Genomic DNA, 13,953 nt, shown 5'->3' with positions numbered 1-13,953 from the left:
CCGAACCGGGTCCGTCCAAACGGGTCTGCAGTGCCGGGCCACTGGAACGGCAAGGTGGTCAGATACAGCGATCAGCCACCGATGCCAATCATTCGTCTCCGGTCATTTTGCCAGGAGGTGCGCCGGAAATTCGATCACGCAGCTCAGCCCTTCCGGCTTGAACATGATCGTGACATCTCCATCCAGGGAGGGCCCGACCAGCCGTTCCAGAAGCTTTCGGCCAAAGCCGGTTCTCTTCGGCTCGACCACTTCCGGCCCGCCGGTTTCCGTCCAGGTCAGGCGGATCACCTCCCCGATCTGTTCCCACGACACCTCCAGATGTCCTTCCAGAACCGAAAGCGCGCCGTATTTCGCCGCGTTTGTCGTCAGCTCGTGCAGGGCAAGTCCCAGGTTTTGCGCGGCGTCGGCGGAGATCGTTCTTGCGTCGCCGTGAATATTGATCTGGGAGCTGCCCAGATCGATGGACTGGCCGAGATGGGCGCGTACCAGCTCGCCAATGTCCGCACCGGACCAAGATTGCGACACGAGCAGGTCGTGACTGGCCGCCATCGCCTGCAATCTGGCTGAAAAGCTGTCGACAAAATCGGCTGTGGTGTCCGATCTCGCAGCCGTTTGCCGGGCCATTGCCTGAATAACCGCCAGAAGGTTTTTCGACCTGTGGGTCAACTCGCGCATGACGAGGTGCATCTGGCGCTCGTTCTCACGCTCTTGCGTCATGTCCACCGCTGTTCCGATCACACCGGTGACGGTGCCCTCGCCGTCTTTGGCCGGATCGAGCCGGACATGATAGTTCCTCGTGCCGCCGTCGATGTCCACGTCAACCTCGATGACCTTGCTTTCACCCGACCTGACAACGGCCTGCTTGGCCGGAACCATCTGCAATTGGTCTTCCTCGGAAAAAAGATCCGAATCCGAATGGCCCAGAAAGAACTCGGCCGTCAGACCGGGAGGCGGATTGACGACGTGAACGTATTTCAGATTGCTGTCCTGCTCGAAAACGGTGATCAGCGACCCGGAAAGAGCCTTTTCGAACCGCATGTTCGCATCGGCGAGCTGGCTGGCCATGGTGGCAAGACGTATCTCGTAAAGATGCTTTTCCGTCATGTCGACGGCCGTGCACAGAACACCGTCCGTCACGCCATCCGCGTCCCGGGTGGCGTGGACGATCAGATCGAGAAAGACAGTTCCGGTTTCCTCGTTTTCAATCGCGACATAGGCCGACGCGGATTCGCCGGTCTCCAGCACCCGTTGCTTCAGGGGAACCACTTCGGCCACCGTTTCCGCCGGCAGCACGTCCTCGTCCCTCTTGCCGGTCAGCTCCCCCGGGTCAAATCCGAATCTCGGATTGTGAATCCACGTGTAGCGCAGATCGGCGTCCTGGGAGAAGACGGAGATATTCGACCCGGTCAGTGCCTTTTCGAAGCGGTCGTTGATCCGGTTGAGTTCGCTCCGGCTTTTGCCCACTTCGGTGTTCAGCTCAAGGTTTTCCACTTCCAGCAGTTCGTTGGCCCGTTCAAGGTCGCGCAGGGAGGGGATCGCGAGGAGCTTCGGCAGCATCAGCCAGACCACCACGGCTGTGACCGCGGATATCAGGGCGGCGACCGCCTTGACCAGTCCCTGAGTGCCGTATGCAGGCCACCAAAGGGTCGCCAGATCAAACAGATGCGTCAGGGCGCAAGCCAGGATGAACGCCACGAACAGATAGCCGATCTTGCGCGAATTTCCGCGAATATCGGGCCGCTTGTGGAGGAAGGTCAGCATCGCCACGGGAATCGCGATATAGGCAAGTGCAATCAGCACGTCCGAGACCGCGTGAAGAGCCACCAGGTCGGGCCGCCAGAGCAGGCAATAGCCATGCGGGATGAACGACGCGGCGCCGAACAGGTAAGTCAGAAGATCGGCCATCTCACACCGGCTCCCTTCGTGGGTGATCGGTCATTCCCGCCCTTCCGGACCACGCTGTGGACGGTGGTCTGTTTGTTGATTGCCGACATTTTTGCCGGAACCTTCACCGTCTGGAACCGTTTCCCTGATGTCAACGAAATCAAGGAGATATTCAACCATGAACTGGGACCAGATCGAAGGCAACTGGAAGGAATTCAAGGGCAAGGCGCAGGCGAAGTGGGGCAAGCTGACGGACGACGAGTTCGACCGTATCGAAGGCCGCCGCACCGAACTCGCCGGCCTGATCCAGCAGAAGTACGGCAAGACCCGCGATGAAGCGGAGCAGGAAATCGACAGCTGGCTTTCCAGCAACTGACAGAGGAAGGCGGGCAATGCCCGCCTTCTCTCCCACCGTTTCAATAATTTTTTTTCAAGCAAGATCTTCGTTCCGACTATCGGACTTCAGTCGGCACGATGCTGCCGGTCACACCGGGGCAGACCGCACCGTCGGCTCGCGTTCAGCTGTGGCCGCCTCAGGCGGCAACCGCGTCCGCACCCTTGAAGAACAGCGCCTGGCTGATCCCGGCCTTGACCGTATTGGGATTGAACGGCTTGGTGATCAGGAAAGTCGGCTCCGGACGTTCGCCGGTGAGCAGCCGCTCGGGAAACGAAGTGATGAAGATAACCGGGACGGACATCTCGGACAGGATCTCCTTGACGGCGTCGATACCCGAGGACCCGTCCGCCAGCTGGATGTCGGCCAGAACAAGCCCCGGCGCCTTGTTTTTCGCCGCAGCGATCGCGTCGCTTGCGGTGCGGGCAACGGTCGTGACCGAATGACCGAGCGATTCGACAATATGGGTGAGATCCATCGAAATCAGAGGCTCGTCCTCGATGATCAGGACCTCCGTCTTGGTCTGACGGTCGATCTCATCAATGGCGTCCTTGATGAGTTGGGTAACCTCGTCTTCGCTGCGGTCGATGATGCGGGCCGTGTCCGGGATGGAAAATCCTTCCAGGGTGGACAGGAGCAATGTCTGGCGGCTTTCCGGCGCCATGCTGGACAGCCGCTGCTGGGCGGTCTGCTCGAAGATCGAGGCAGACCCGCCATCGGTCACCGGCGGAATGACGGTGGCATTCCACAACACGTGGAAGAGACGGTACAATCCGATTTTCACGCCGTCGTCAGTGCTGATTATGGATTGATCCGCCACCAACGCCTGCAGACAGGCCCGAACGTAGGCATCGCCGCTTTTCTGTGTACCGGACAATGCTCTCGCGTAGCGGCGAAGGTAAGGCAACAAAGGCGCGATTTCTTGGGAAAGGCTCATGGACATGTAGGAATTCCTCAACGTGACACCGCTTGTTCGCGGCCATTGCTGTTGGCGTTTAACGCCCCAATAGGCTGAAAATGCGCGAGCAAAAAAAAAGTTCCACGCCGACGGAACTTTTTTTTCCGCGTGGCGTTTACAGTCAGATTTCAAGGACAGCGCCCCATACCAGACGTTTAGGAATACGCCATGGCACATAAATCCCAACCAAATCGGGCGGCAACCGATTTTGGTACCATCAAGCCCACCGTCGGAGCCAACAGCAAGGAAGACTGGATCGGAAGCCAGCTCAAGAAGGTCTACGACGAGGCTCTTCTCGAGGATATTCCCTCCGACATGCTTGATCTGCTTTCCGCGCTGGATGACAGCGACAAGGAAGACCAGGAAACCGGCGAGGAGACCTCAAAATGAGCAACGCCAGTTTCAAACAGGATCTGGTCGATATCATCCCCAGATTGCGCGCGTTCGCGCGGTCCATAAGCGGGGACAGAGATCGCGCCGACGACCTCGTCCAGGAAACCCTGGCCAAGGCGATCGCCAACAAGGACAAGTTCACCGAGGGCACGAACCTCACGGCATGGCTGATCACGATCCTGAGAAATCAGTATTATTCGGTCGGACGCAAGATGCAGCGTGAAGTCGCCGATCCGGATGGTGAACATGCGGCGACCCTTGAATCGAAGCCCCAGCAGGCCGGACATCTTGAGCTCAAGGATTTTCTCAGCGCTCTGCAGGTCCTGCCCGATGACCAGCGTGAAGCCCTGATCCTGATCGGTGCGAGCGGGTTCTCCTACGAGGAAGCCGCCGGCATTCTCGACGTCAAGGTCGGCACTGTCAAAAGCCGTGTATCGCGTGCCCGTCTGCGGCTGGAAGAACTGATGAACGGCAACGAAGCGTTCGAACGGTCCGAAGTGGCGGCTGCAGAATCCGCGGCCCTGATCCAGGAAGCCCTGTCCCTCTGATCTTCTTGCCGTTTCTTCTTGCCGACGGCTCTTGTCCCGCATCCGACAGCTTTTGCCCCGCACACTGAGCCGCGCGCCTGGCGCGCGGCTTTTTTTTTTCAAAAGGACAGCCGTGTGAGCAAATCTCCAAAGCACCCCGTGAGCGACATTGCCGAAAACGAGAGCTATCTGACGGAAGAGCGGTTGCGGGAGGACGGCACACGGCTCAGCGACAACGACCTGGCTGAAGTCGGCGACAAGCTGCGGCTGAGAGTTGCGGTGGTCTATGAGATCATCTGTCAGGAAGGCGAAGAGGAACTTGCCAGGGCGCCCAGGAACCTGTGGTGGTCGGGCATCGCAGCAGGCCTGTCCATCGGGTTTTCGGTTCTGGCGGAGGCCTTGCTGCGCGCCCATCTGCCGGATACGGGCTGGCGCCATCTTGTCGAGAACCTCGGCTACGGCGTCGGTTTCCTGATCGTGATCATGGCCCGCCAGCAGCTCTTTACCGAAAACACGCTGACGGCGGTTCTTCCGGCGATCAGCACCGGCAAGCGGACGACCTACCTGCGGGTCGCACGGCTCTGGGTCATCGTGTTCGCGGCCAACATGGTGGGTACCCTGATTTTCGGCAGCGCCCTCGCCTCCGGTCTGTTCGTGACGGACGAGGTTCATGCGGCGGTCGCCGAGCTTTCCCGGCACATGATGGAAATCCCCGCGGACCAGATGTTCCTGCGTGGCATCGTCGCCGGCTGGATCGTGGCTACGCTTGTGTGGCTGCTGCCAAGCGCCGAGAATTCCAAGGTCGCGATCATTTTCCTGATGGCCTGGCTGATCGCAGCGCTCGACCTGACCCATGTGGTCGCCGGGTCCGTCGAGGCGGTGTTCAGTTTCTGGACCGGTGATGCAAGTCTGATCGAGGGCGTCGCCGGCTTTCTGTTGCCGACGCTGCTGGGCAATATTGTCGGCGGATCCGCGCTGTTCGCGCTGGTCGCACACGCCCAGGTCAACAAGGAAATCTAGTCCGACCGGACGCCTTCTGGACCCAAGGGAAAGAACCCGAAATGCCACTGGCCTATCAAGGCAATGTCCGCCTGCAAAAGCTTCAGCAACTGGTCAAGGGATTCCTGTTCATTCCCGTCTGCATCGCCCTTCTGGGCGCTTTGCTGGCCTGCCTCGCGCTGGTCGTCGACGACCAGAAACTCCTGTCAAAAGCCTTCGACAGCCTGCGCTACAACACGATCAGCGCGGAAGGCGCCCGGTCCGTCCTCTCGACCATAGCCGGCGCGATGATGTCGGTGATCAGCCTTGTCTATTCGCTGACGCTTGTCGTTTTCACGCTTGCCGCCGGCAACATATCTCCCCGGCTTCTGGAAACCTTCGCCAGCAACCGCACCACCCAGATCACGATCGGCCTGCTGGGAGCCACGTTCCTTTATGCGCTGCTGGTCCTGTTTGTTGTCGATGACGGGCGTGAAGTGCGCTTCTCCGTTGCCACCTCGATCGCCCTCGCGGCCGCAAGTTTCTTCTGGCTGGTCTATTTCGTGAACGATGTCGCCAGCCGCATCAGGGTCGATGCGGAAATAGGCCGGATCCAGGCCTCCCTGCGCAGCTCCATTGATAGCCTCTTGACCCGTGAACCACGCGAGGCCCCCGACGACCGCGACGAGATCCCGGATCTGCCGGTTTGGCCAGCAGTCGCCCAACGCAGTGGCTATGTCACCTTCATCGACAGTGACGCGCTGATCGAATTTGCGCAGACCATCGACGGCTTCGTCGAGGTGCTGGTGCCACCAGGCACCTTTGTGATTGAACGCATGCCGATCGCCGAAGTGCGCACCAGGGCCGAAGATCCGGACCTGGAGGCTTTGCATCCCGTGTTCCAGGTTTCAAAGGCGCGCGCGCCGGAAGGCGATATCCAGTTCTCGGTCCACCTGATGGTCGAGATCGCGCTGCGGGCGCTGTCACCGGGGATCAACGACGCCTATACGGCGATCAGCGCGATCGACCATCTGTCCGCGAGCATCGCCGGGATCCTGCAGCGGGGCGCGCCGAGTTCGCTGCTCAGCGACAAGGACGGCACGCCGCGTGTCTGGCTGGATCTTCTGGAAGTGCACGACATACTCAATGCGGCGATGCGGCCGCTGCGCCAGTCGGCCAAGACCAACATTCTGGTGCTCGATCACCTGATCCAGGCGCTGGAAAAAATGGCGCTGGTTTCAAGGCCTGAACATCTGCCGCTGCTGCGGCGGCATCTGGTTGCCATCGCCCGGGATGCACGCTTTTCGATCGAGAGCGGACCGGACCGGACCCAGATCTCCGGCCGGCTTCATGCCGCAAGAAAAGCAACCAGGAAAAAGAGCACGTAAAAAAGGGCGCCCTGGAGCGCCCTTTTTCAATACGTCCGGTCAATTCGGGACCGTCAGGCCCTGCGGCCCCTGACCAGGTGCATCACCGCGGAAATCAGGAACAGGGCGATTGCGACGACGAAGATCAGCTTGGCGATCGACACGGCCGTGCCGGCAACTCCACCAAATCCAAGAACAGCGGCGATCAAAGCAACCACCAGAAAGAACAAAGCCCAAGAAAGCATAGAAACCTCCATTATAAGATGCATGTCCGGGAAACGCGGCTTTGGCAAATGAGTTCCTCATTATTTTTTTATTTTCTCGTCAGGCACGTCTCATTTGATTGACGCCTGATCATCTTTCGCGTCGTGCGCGCTGTTTTTTTCATTAATTTCGGAACTTTTTCTACACCAACTCCGTTTTCGTCACAGTTATCAATTGGAGATACGTGATCATGGAATATGGAATTCTCGGACTGCTCGTCGTCATTCTCGACATCTACGCCATCCTGAAAATCTTTCAGAGTGGCGCATCGACCGGAGCCAAACTGCTCTGGACCCTCGGCATCCTGATCTTCCCGGTCGTCGGCTTCATCGTCTGGCTCATCGCCGGCCCGCGCGGCTCCAGCCAGTTAGCCTAAACAAAGGCAATAATAAAAAACGCGCCTCCGGGCGCGTTTTTTATTGGAACAAAACAAACTTCCAAAAGTTTACCAAATGTAATCACGACTTTCGAATAAAATCACGAAAGGAATAAGTTCATGATTCTCCAACTTCTTGCCACTACTGCTCTCGTTGCCACGATTGCGACCGGCGCCATTGCCCAGAGCAACACGACCGTGAACACCGGCGCGGAAGCCGGCGACACGCAGGCTTCCGGTCTCTATGAGTTCGAGGTCCACACCCTCGCACCGAATGCGACCACCGGATTTCTGGCCACCAACATGATCGGCAAGGCCGTCATGACCGGTGAAACCGACGAAGCCGAGGAAATCGGCGACATCAATGACGTCATCATTGGCCGCGACGGCAACGTCCGCGCCGTGATCGTCGGCGTCGGCGGGTTCCTGGGCCTGGGGGAAAAGGAAGTCGCACTCGACTTCTCCCGTCTGTCCTTCGCCTCTGAAGGCGACGACCAGTTCATGGTTGTCAGCGATGCCAGCCGCGAAGAGCTGGAAAACGCCAAATCGTACGAACGGCCCGACTACATTCCTGACTGGATGTCGACCTCTTCCGTTCGCGACGAGATGAACAAGATCTCGAACGGCGCGAAGAACTCCTACGAGACGGTCCGCGAGGAAGCGATCGACCCGGCCAAAAAGCGTATCGACGAAGCGGTCAACAGCAACTGGACTGCGGAGAACACGCAGGTTGACGCCAGAACCGTGTCGACCGAAGCCCTCATCGGCGCTGACGTCTACACCAGCCAGGACAACAATATCGGCGAAATCGCGCAGATCCTGATCGGTGAAGACGGTCAGGCCGAGGCGGTGGTCATCGATGTTGGCGGGTTCCTCGGCTTCGGTGAAAAGCCGGTCGCCGTGTCCTTTGACAGCTTGCGCATGTTCGAAACCGAGAACGGCGACCTGCTGGTGACGGCTCCCTTCACCGAGGAAGAGCTGGAAAACGCCAAGACGTTCGAAGCGGCGTCCTACAAGCAGAACCCGGACAGCCTCACGCTGACCAGGTAAATCGCGCCCCACGGGGGGCGAGACGAGAACTGACGAGACGGGCTGCGCAAGCGGCCCGTTTCTGTTGCTGAAGCCGATGCGGTTCAGCCGCCCTCCCTCCTGGATTGCTCGTGCCTTCCAGCTCTCCGCAAGAGGCCTACCCCCCTCGGCGCCTTCCCCGACTTGATCGGGGATCCCTTCATTTCCAGAGCAATTCACCAGGACATCCGGATCTCAGTCCCATCGGGCAGGTCCATCATCGCAGCAGAGAGAAATGTAACAGGCTGAAAGGGTGACTGGATCCCCAATCTAGTCGGGGAAGGCCACCCGGGGTGTGGCCAGGCCATCTCTTTCGAACAGCGTTGATTGCTTGTGCCCCCCAGCTCTCCAAAAGAGGCCTCTCCCCACGGTGCCTTCCCCGACTTGATCGGGGATCCATTCATCTCCAGAGCAGTTTGCAAGGACATCCGGATCACCAGTCCCACCGGGCAGATCCATCCTCGCAGCGAACCGGAAGGTGGCACGCTAAAAGCGCGACTGGATCCCCGATCTAGTCGGGGAAGGCCACCCGGGGTGTGGCGGGGCAGGCCTCTGCCCCGGACATGACGGCTTCTCTCTGGCCTTACTGTCGGGGCCAGGACTTGAACGGCAAAAAGGCCGGTCGCGAGACCGGCCTTTCCTGGTGCTTTCAGGTCGTGAGTGTCAGTTCGCCGAGGTCAGCGTCAGATGGCTGACACCCAATGTCAGGTTGGTGCCGGTCTGGCTTTCCAGACTGACAGGGTTGAGGGCAACGGACTTGTCGAAGCCACCGACAAGAGCGTTGGCCTTCAGGCCCGCGCCCAGGCTGGCGCCGGCCGTCACGCCGCCGTATTCGCCTTCAAGCGCGCCCGGCTCCATGTCCGCGCTGGGGGCCAGGACGCCCCAGACCAGGGTCGCTTCACTGGTCGTGCCGATGTCCAGACCGAAATCGCGGACCGTGCCGGTGTACCGGGCAATGTCGCCACCCGTGGCCGGATCGTAGCTGCAGTTCAGTGTCGCCTTCGACCCGATGATGAAATTGGTTTCCTGAACCAGCGCGCAGGTCAGCGTGCCGATCTTGACACCCGGCCCCTTGTCTTGCGCGATGGCGGGTGCTGCCAGCATGGTGGTGCCGGACAGGACCAGTGCAATTGCCGCAAAACGTTTCATGGAATTCTCCTTGAGTTGATACCACCCGAGCCGTTCGAAGGAGCGGCTGTTCGGTGCTCGTCAGGCAAGCCGGACAGGCTCGCATTCGATGTTGAGAGAACGGCCGGACGGGTCGGCGGTTCCAAATAATTCTTTTCGAGGACCGACAGGCTGCGGACTTTCCAGCGACAGGGCACTGCGGCGCCGAGCCGCCTGCGCTGCGAAATCCTCCGACCCCTGGCGTAATGGCGGGCCTCAATGTCAGGCGGAGTGTCTGACGGCCAGAGCCGCCTCCCCTGGCGCCGGCCCGGCAGAAGAGCGCTCTGCCTCTGTCCCGCGCCTGTCAACGGTGTGCGGTCCTGGCCAGGAACACCAGAGGCATGTGCTATTTGTGACAATCAGGTGAGATCAGGAACGCTAAAGACAGACAACGAGAGCGCGCGGCGGCGAAGGGATACCCGCATGAACAGTTCGAGAGCTGAAAAACTGGACCTGCTGTGCAGTGAAACTTTCAGACTTATGGGGTCCGGCGCCGCAACGGCGTGCCGCGATCCCGAAATCTGGGTGCTCGAATTTGAAACAGGGCCCCCCTGCTTTCTCGTCCCGGTCGAAAAGACCGGTTCCTTTCTTTTGACGGCGCCCGTCGCCCCCCTGCCCGGGCACCGCAGGGAGGCCCTTTATAAACTGCTGTTTCTTGCCAATGAGCAAAGCATGACGGCGGACGGGATGCGATTGGGGCTCGATGGCGCGGAGGGCGATGTGACCCTGACAGTGGACCTTGGCGACACGGATATCCCGCCGCAGGTGTTCCTCGAAGCCCTCAAGAATTTCCGCAACTTGCAAGAGATCTGGTCGACCATCATCGTCACCTGGCAAGGGCAGGAAACACATGGCGGCGAAGCTGCCGCAGCCGTGGCCGAGCCCACGGAGTGGCTGCGCATCTAGCTGCGGCCGGTTTTCGCTTCACTGAAATAACCTTCAAGGACTTCATATGTGCCCGATCATCAGCAATCAGCCACCGCCGACTTTCGATCAGCTCAAAACGAGCATCGAAGAAACGCGCAGATCACACGGCGGAAACAAGTCGCTTCGTTTCTCCGACGAGAAGCTGCTCTATGTTTCCAAAAAGTTCAATCGCTCGGGCGGGAAAGCAGCCGAAGAGCGGATGGCAAAGAAGGAAGCTGCGGGTACAGCGCTTTTCAAATCATTGAAAAACGAACTCGGGGCAGACAAGGCCGAGCAGATCTGGTCGCAAGTCTTCACGAACGGCAGTGCAAGCAATCATTTGAATACCAAACACGGTGTTTCGCTGCGAGAATTCGGACTGGTGGCAGAACAGGTTGACAGGCACAAGGCGCAGCAGGCGGAATTGGCAAGCCAGTTCCCCATGGCCGACGGAGACCTGAATTTTCGCGAATTCAATACTGACCAGCGGAATTCAATGAAGCAACAGATCGGTACAGTTCTGCAGGCTCATCTGGCTTCTCTTGAAGTCCCCGGCGACAATCGCACCACAGGTCCCGCAAGCACCCCCTCCGGCCAACCGGGCGTCCATCACCAGTTTGTCCTGGATGCCAACAGGAACACTCCCTACCATATCAACGGGACCCGATTGGCCGGTCCGGGAGCACCAAATGACAATGGGCCTTCCCTGTTTGACCAGTTGGCCGAAGCGGGTATTCGGGAAGATCATATAGGAGCTGTCACGGCACTCACGCACCAGGGGCTCTTCGCGGATTTCATGACAATCGAATGTCAAGACCCGGACCTGCTGCCGGCAATGAGCGCGGGGGGGGACCCAGGCAGCACGCACACGGAATACAGTGTCACGTCGCTCGATGACGGGACGTACAGAATCAGCGCGTACACATCCTTGAATCTCGCCACTTTCAACGGCGAAAACGGATCCTTTTCACTGGATCCAACCAGTTTGCACCTGCGGTCGATCACGATGCTCCTGGACATGATGACGACCCCGCCTGGCATAAAAATCGAGCAGGCCAGAACGGACCTCAAACTGGTCGTTGAAGCCGACTGATACCGGATTGAACGGGGGCCGGATCGCGTCCCCCTCGTGGACCCATCTGCTGCGGCCTTTCTGTTGCCTGTCCACTTTTGCCCACCCTGACGCGATCCGGCTCAGCTTCGGCCAGTCAGCAGGCGAACACCCGCAACAGCAAAAAAGGTTCCCAGAACGCCCTGGATGACACGGCGGGACTTGCCGTAAAGGCGGACCATGACAGGGGTGGAAAAGGCCACCGCGTAGAGCACATGGATGGCAATCGACAGCAGGAAGGTGCCAAGAACGATCGCGGCGCCGACCCAAAGCGGCGCACCTTTCTGCAACCCAAGAGAAATGATGGCGATCCAGGCCAGGGCGGCCTTCGGATTGGTCATCTGGATGACGTATCCGCGCCTGAAATACCCGGACGGCGTGCGCCGCCCTCCGGCCAGTTCCCTGGCTTCGATATCATGTCTGGACGCGGCGGACTTCAGCGCTTTGAAGGCGAGCCACAGCAAATAGGCCCCGCCGAGGATCTTGATGACCCAAAGTGCCGACGCGTAGGCCGCCAGGATCGCCGACAACCCGAAGACTGTCAGAAGCGCCCAGGTGAACGAACCGCTGGCAACTCCCAGCGCAAGTGAAATTCCGGAGTGGCGTCCGATCCCCATCGACGTGCCTATCACCGCGAGAATGTTAGGGCCGGGACTCGCAATCGCCAGAAGAAAGGCAGAATACGCGAGAAAAATCCCGGGCAGATAGGAACTGAAATCCTGCATCTCGATCTCCAGACACTGTCAAATGTTCACTATATGTTCCGAAGCAGGAAATGTCCACACCGGTTTCAGGCCGGCGTCCCGGCAACCGGAGCTCCTCCCCTTTCGGAATTCGGCATCGTCTTCCTGCCTATGTTGAATTCCGACTATTATGAGGGCGAGCACTTCGGTATCAAAAAGCGAAAACTTCTGAAGGCGCTGAACAGAGCAGAGGTTTGATGTTCAAAATTCTTCCTCCTGCCCGGGACCTTGCCACCCTGGTTCAGGGCTATTGGTTTGTTGAAGACCTACCGGGAGACCATGCCGGAGCCATGATCCGAACCAGTCCGGTTCCCTATGCGGTTTTGTCAGTCAACATAGGGCGCCCCAACTCGGAGGAAAACGGACGCTTGGTTCCGGACGTGGCATTGCTGGGGCTGCAGTCTCAAAACCGTTCTTGGTGTTCATGGTCAGACACCTACTTCGTCATGGTGATGCTGACAGTATCGGGCCTTGTACGGCTGTTTTCCCACACGGGACCGTCCAGTGCCGACAGGTTGCTTGATCTTGGCGCGGTCACAGGTGACGGTCCGGCAAAATCCCTAAAAAGCAGCGTTGGTGCAGCTCTTACGCCCCTACGAATCGCGGGGGTTCTGGATCAATGGCTGATTTCCCGGCTGAGCAATATTCAAGCTGTTCCGGAGAGCAGGCAGATCGCTATGGCACACCACGCTTTGCATCGTGGAGAAACAGTCGAGACGGCAGCAAAGCTCGCTGAAGTAGATCGTCGGCAGCTTAACCGCCTCTTCCAGAGACATCTTGGAGTTGGACCAAAGGAACTCGCGAGCCTGGAGCGGTTGCATTCGAGCTTACAGAGTGTTCAGGCCGGATCTGGCGATTCCAAAAATGGATTTAGCGACCAGGCACATCAGACAAGAAGTTGGCGACGGCGACTGGGTGTGACCCCTGGAGCCTACTCTCGCACGGCTCGGACACAACTAACCGAACACTTCGGCACAAACAATCCTTTGTCTGGCATCGCATATTATTTTTGAAGTCAATTGTCCCATTTCTTCAATACAGCCCTCGCCATTTGGGGCAAAGCTCCAATCTCGCAATGGAAAAGGGTAAAATATGCGTCTTTATTTGCTTCATCTCGGCACCATGCAGCCCGGTGACGTGCCGGTGCCGGGTTATCTGATTCAAACTGCTGACGGGACAAATATACTCGTTGATTCCGGTTGGCCTCTATCCGCAGTTGATGATCCTCAAAATCCGCCTGGACTTTCGGTCGAGATCAAGCCGGAAGATACCGTGATTGCGCGTCTCGAGGAAATTGGTCTTCAGCCGTCAGATATCCGCTACCTTGTCTGCACACATCTTGACGATGACCATTCCGGCAACCACGATCTATTCACGAGCGCCGAATTTGTCATTCAACGTCAACACTACGACTTGGCCAAAAGCGGCCATCCTCGCTTTGCAGCCAACCGAGCTGCCTGGGACAATCCCTCGCTCAGGTATCGTCTCATTGACGGCGATGTAGAACTGGTTCCCGGCGTGGAGCTGCTGGAAACCAGCGGGCATGTCCCTGGCCATCAGTCCATTCTTGTGCGTCTTCCGCTCACCGGCAATGTGTTGCTCGCCGCAGACGCCGTCATGCACAGTTCGATGGCAGATGCAGAAACACGCATCATCTATATCACCGATATGGACGACGAGCCGACCATTCGCCTCAGCACTCAGAAGATATCGGATGTCGCAAAAAGGGAAGCAGCAGTCGTTGTATATGGGCATGACGCCCAGCAATGGCCTACACTGCGGCACTCTCCAAGGTTCTATGAATAGCGGCGCTGGTG

16 protein-coding genes are annotated in these 13,953 nt (G+C 58.6%); 11 read left to right on the top strand and 5 right to left on the bottom strand.

What is annotated here, in order from left to right; genetic code table 11:
• Positions 1-102 precede the first annotated feature (102 nt).
• Complete coding sequence (locus tag WNZ15_RS15545) at positions 103-1,905, bottom strand: HWE histidine kinase domain-containing protein (RefSeq protein ID WP_342893911.1); 1,803 nt, start codon at positions 1,903-1,905, stop codon at positions 103-105.
• A gap of 157 nt (positions 1,906-2,062) precedes the next feature.
• Here WNZ15_RS15545 and WNZ15_RS15540 point away from each other — a divergent pair, with 157 nt between their 5' ends.
• Entirely contained in the window at positions 2,063-2,260 is a 198-nt protein-coding gene (locus tag WNZ15_RS15540; RefSeq protein WP_342893910.1) for a CsbD family protein, read from the top strand.
• Positions 2,261-2,417: 157 nt separating this feature from the next.
• Here the strand turns inward: WNZ15_RS15540 and WNZ15_RS15535 are convergent, their stop codons facing one another.
• Positions 2,418-3,215 carry a response regulator gene (locus WNZ15_RS15535; RefSeq protein WP_342893909.1) on the bottom strand — a complete coding sequence of 266 codons (798 nt, stop codon included), beginning with the start codon at positions 3,213-3,215 and terminating at the stop codon, positions 2,418-2,420.
• Positions 3,216-3,404: 189 nt separating this feature from the next.
• On the opposite strand from WNZ15_RS15535, the gene WNZ15_RS15530 reads away from it, so the two are divergent.
• From WNZ15_RS15530 to WNZ15_RS15515, 4 genes are all read left to right on the top strand, one after another.
• On the top strand, positions 3,405-3,626 hold the full coding sequence (locus WNZ15_RS15530; protein WP_342893908.1) for a NepR family anti-sigma factor: 222 nt from the start codon (positions 3,405-3,407) through the stop codon (positions 3,624-3,626).
• Entirely contained in the window at positions 3,623-4,177 is a 555-nt protein-coding gene (locus WNZ15_RS15525) for a sigma-70 family RNA polymerase sigma factor (protein ID WP_342893907.1), read from the top strand. The genes WNZ15_RS15530 and WNZ15_RS15525 overlap by 4 nt, the downstream gene beginning before the upstream one ends.
• Before the next feature lie 114 nt (positions 4,178-4,291).
• The gene (locus WNZ15_RS15520; RefSeq protein ID WP_342893906.1) at positions 4,292-5,176 is read left to right on the top strand and encodes a formate/nitrite transporter family protein; all 885 of its coding nucleotides are present in this window, start codon (positions 4,292-4,294) and stop codon (positions 5,174-5,176) included.
• 41 nt (positions 5,177-5,217) lie between these two features.
• A complete protein-coding gene (locus WNZ15_RS15515; protein ID WP_342893905.1) occupies positions 5,218-6,522 on the top strand; it encodes a DUF2254 domain-containing protein in 1,305 nt (434 codons plus the stop codon).
• A 53-nt stretch (positions 6,523-6,575) separates the two neighbouring features.
• On the opposite strand, the gene WNZ15_RS15510 is transcribed toward WNZ15_RS15515, so the two are convergent.
• Positions 6,576-6,746, bottom strand: a complete 171-nt coding sequence (locus WNZ15_RS15510) for a DUF1328 domain-containing protein (protein WP_342893904.1) — start codon at positions 6,744-6,746, stop codon at positions 6,576-6,578.
• 209 nt (positions 6,747-6,955) lie between these two features.
• Between WNZ15_RS15510 and WNZ15_RS15505 the strand changes: the two genes are divergently transcribed.
• Both WNZ15_RS15505 and WNZ15_RS15500 read left to right on the top strand, forming a co-directional pair.
• A complete protein-coding gene (locus WNZ15_RS15505; protein WP_342893903.1) occupies positions 6,956-7,141 on the top strand; it encodes a PLD nuclease N-terminal domain-containing protein in 186 nt (61 codons plus the stop codon).
• Positions 7,142-7,261: 120 nt separating this feature from the next.
• Entirely contained in the window at positions 7,262-8,191 is a 930-nt protein-coding gene (locus tag WNZ15_RS15500) for a PRC-barrel domain-containing protein (protein ID WP_342893902.1), read from the top strand.
• A 681-nt stretch (positions 8,192-8,872) separates the two neighbouring features.
• Here WNZ15_RS15500 and WNZ15_RS15495 read toward each other — a convergent pair.
• Positions 8,873-9,358, bottom strand: coding sequence for a DUF992 domain-containing protein (locus WNZ15_RS15495; RefSeq protein ID WP_342893901.1), 486 nt, complete (start codon positions 9,356-9,358; stop codon positions 8,873-8,875).
• Between the two features lie 441 nt (positions 9,359-9,799).
• On the opposite strand from WNZ15_RS15495, the gene WNZ15_RS15490 reads away from it, so the two are divergent.
• Positions 9,800-10,282 (top strand): type III secretion system chaperone, encoded by a 483-nt coding sequence (locus WNZ15_RS15490; RefSeq protein WP_342893900.1) that lies wholly within the window; start codon positions 9,800-9,802, stop codon positions 10,280-10,282.
• 46 nt (positions 10,283-10,328) lie between these two features.
• Entirely contained in the window at positions 10,329-11,375 is a 1,047-nt protein-coding gene (locus tag WNZ15_RS15485; protein ID WP_342893899.1) for a hypothetical protein, read from the top strand.
• A 101-nt stretch (positions 11,376-11,476) separates the two neighbouring features.
• Here WNZ15_RS15485 and WNZ15_RS15480 read toward each other — a convergent pair whose 3' ends face one another.
• On the bottom strand, positions 11,477-12,118 hold the full coding sequence (locus tag WNZ15_RS15480) for a LysE family translocator (RefSeq protein ID WP_342893898.1): 642 nt from the start codon (positions 12,116-12,118) through the stop codon (positions 11,477-11,479).
• Between the two features lie 215 nt (positions 12,119-12,333).
• On the opposite strand from WNZ15_RS15480, the gene WNZ15_RS15475 reads away from it, so the two are divergent.
• Positions 12,334-13,149, top strand: coding sequence for a helix-turn-helix domain-containing protein (locus WNZ15_RS15475; RefSeq protein ID WP_342893897.1), 816 nt, complete (start codon positions 12,334-12,336; stop codon positions 13,147-13,149).
• A gap of 79 nt (positions 13,150-13,228) precedes the next feature.
• The gene (locus WNZ15_RS15470) at positions 13,229-13,942 is read left to right on the top strand and encodes an N-acyl homoserine lactonase family protein (protein WP_342893896.1); all 714 of its coding nucleotides are present in this window, start codon (positions 13,229-13,231) and stop codon (positions 13,940-13,942) included.
• Positions 13,943-13,953: the final 11 nt, after the last annotated feature.

Origin of the sequence: Roseibium sp. AS2, from assembly GCF_038900065.1 — a bacterium.
Lineage (GTDB): Bacteria > Pseudomonadota > Alphaproteobacteria > Rhizobiales > Stappiaceae > Roseibium.
Note: the sequence above shows the minus strand (reverse complement) of the source record. Positions and strands in the feature narration are given on the sequence as shown.

Bases quoted from the DNA above. Each gene is read 5' to 3' on its own strand.
- WNZ15_RS15545 (WP_342893911.1), bottom strand. From the start codon at position 1,905: ATGGCCGATCTTCTGACTTACCTGTTCGGCGCCGCGTCGTTCATCCCG.
- WNZ15_RS15540 (WP_342893910.1), top strand. From the start codon at position 2,063: ATGAACTGGGACCAGATCGAAGGCAACTGGAAGGAATTCAAGGGCAAG.
- WNZ15_RS15535 (WP_342893909.1), bottom strand. From the start codon at position 3,215: ATGAGCCTTTCCCAAGAAATCGCGCCTTTGTTGCCTTACCTTCGCCGC.
- WNZ15_RS15530 (WP_342893908.1), top strand. From the start codon at position 3,405: ATGGCACATAAATCCCAACCAAATCGGGCGGCAACCGATTTTGGTACC.
- WNZ15_RS15525 (WP_342893907.1), top strand. From the start codon at position 3,623: ATGAGCAACGCCAGTTTCAAACAGGATCTGGTCGATATCATCCCCAGA.
- WNZ15_RS15515 (WP_342893905.1), top strand. From the start codon at position 5,218: ATGCCACTGGCCTATCAAGGCAATGTCCGCCTGCAAAAGCTTCAGCAA.
- WNZ15_RS15510 (WP_342893904.1), bottom strand. From the start codon at position 6,746: ATGCTTTCTTGGGCTTTGTTCTTTCTGGTGGTTGCTTTGATCGCCGCT.
- WNZ15_RS15505 (WP_342893903.1), top strand. From the start codon at position 6,956: ATGGAATATGGAATTCTCGGACTGCTCGTCGTCATTCTCGACATCTAC.
- WNZ15_RS15500 (WP_342893902.1), top strand. From the start codon at position 7,262: ATGATTCTCCAACTTCTTGCCACTACTGCTCTCGTTGCCACGATTGCG.
- WNZ15_RS15495 (WP_342893901.1), bottom strand. From the start codon at position 9,358: ATGAAACGTTTTGCGGCAATTGCACTGGTCCTGTCCGGCACCACCATG.
- WNZ15_RS15490 (WP_342893900.1), top strand. From the start codon at position 9,800: ATGAACAGTTCGAGAGCTGAAAAACTGGACCTGCTGTGCAGTGAAACT.
- WNZ15_RS15485 (WP_342893899.1), top strand. From the start codon at position 10,329: ATGTGCCCGATCATCAGCAATCAGCCACCGCCGACTTTCGATCAGCTC.
- WNZ15_RS15480 (WP_342893898.1), bottom strand. From the start codon at position 12,118: ATGCAGGATTTCAGTTCCTATCTGCCCGGGATTTTTCTCGCGTATTCT.
- WNZ15_RS15475 (WP_342893897.1), top strand. From the start codon at position 12,334: ATGTTCAAAATTCTTCCTCCTGCCCGGGACCTTGCCACCCTGGTTCAG.
- WNZ15_RS15470 (WP_342893896.1), top strand. From the start codon at position 13,229: ATGCGTCTTTATTTGCTTCATCTCGGCACCATGCAGCCCGGTGACGTG.